Genomic DNA, 1,348 nt, shown 5'->3' on the forward strand with positions numbered 1-1,348 from the left:
GGGGGAAGCGGCGCCAGCCGCTCAGGGGGTGCTTATTCAATAAATTTCGAACAGGCCTGCGGCGCCCATGCCACCTGCGATGCACATGGTGACCACGCCCCACTTGACTGACGCGTCCCGGGCCTTGCGGCGCCGGCCTTCCAGCAGGATGTGGCCGGCCAGGCGCGCACCCGTCATGCCGAAGGGATGGCCGATGGAGATGGCGCCGCCGTTGACGTTCAGGCGCTCGTTGGGAATGCCCAGCTTGCGCTGGCAGTACAGGGCCTGGGAGGCAAAGGCCTCGTTGAGTTCCCACAGGTCGATGTCCTCGACCTTGAGGCCGTGGCGCGCCAGCAGCTTGGGGACCGCGAAGACGGGGCCGATGCCCATTTCGTCAGGCTCGCAGCCGGCCACGGCAAAGCCGCGGAAGGCGCCCAGCGGGGACAGGCCCAGGCGCTCGGCCTGCCTGGCTTCCATCAGCACGCAGGCCGACGATCCATCGGACAGCTGCGAGGCATTGCCGGCCGTGATGAACTGGTCCGGGCCCTTGACGGGTTCCAGCTTGGCCAGGCCTTCCAACGTGGTGGAGGCGCGGTTGCAGTTGTCCTTGGTGGCGACCACGTCGCGGTAGGTGATCTCGCCCGTGTCCTTGTTCTTCTCGGCCATGCGCGTGGCGCAGGCAATGATTTCGTCCTTGAACAGGTCGGCGGCCTGGGCGGCGGCCGTGCGCTGCTGGCTTTGCAGCGAGAAGGCGTCCTGGTCCTCGCGGCTGATGCCGTAGCGGCGCGCCACGATGTCGGCCGTGTCGATCATGGCCATGTACAGCGCGGGCTTGTGCTCGACCAGCCAGGGGTCCATGTCGGTGGGCAGGTTGTTGCCGGGGCGGATGCCCGAGATGGTCTCGATGCCGCCGGCCAGCATGGCGTCCACGCCCTCGGCCACGATGCGGCCCGCCGCGATGGCGATGGACTGCAGGCCCGAGGCGCAAAAGCGCGTGATGGTCGTGCCCGCGATGGACAGGGGCAGCTCGGCGCGCAGCACGGTCTGGCGGCCCAGGTTGCGGCCCTGGAAGCCGTCGGGGTTGCCGCAGCCCAGGATCAGGTCCTCGATCATGGCCGGGTCGATGCCCGAGCGCTCGACCGCGGCCTTGACCGAGAAGGCCGCCAGCTGGGCGGCGGGCGTGACGTTGAACTCGCCGCGGTGCGACTTGGTCAGGGGCGTGCGGGCAGTGGAAACGATGACGGCTTCGCGCATGGTCGGTCCTTGCTTGTCTCTTGGGAATTTCTATTACTTGTTGCCGGCGCGGCCCAGTCGGGGACACCGAGGAAGGGCCTACGCCGGCCGCGCCACCCCACACCGAGGGTGTCGT

The 1,348-nt window shown here is 68.5% G+C and carries 1 protein-coding gene; it reads right to left on the reverse strand.

Translation table 11 applies throughout. From position 1 onward, the window contains the following. Nucleotides 1–36 precede the first annotated feature (36 nt). On the reverse strand, nt 37–1,233 hold the full coding sequence (locus DTS01S_RS00040; protein WP_012203324.1) for an acetyl-CoA C-acyltransferase: 1,197 nt from the start codon (nt 1,231–1,233) through the stop codon (nt 37–39). Between the last annotated feature and the right edge of the window lie 115 nt (nt 1,234–1,348).

The organism is Delftia tsuruhatensis NBRC 16741, assembly GCF_001571325.1.
GTDB lineage: Bacteria > Pseudomonadota > Gammaproteobacteria > Burkholderiales > Burkholderiaceae_C > Comamonas > Comamonas tsuruhatensis.

What these genes read in the sequence shown, in the direction of transcription:
- DTS01S_RS00040 (WP_012203324.1), bottom strand. Translation starts at nt 1,233, where the DNA reads ATGCGCGAAGCCGTCATCGTTTCCACTGCCCGCACGCCCCTGACCAAG.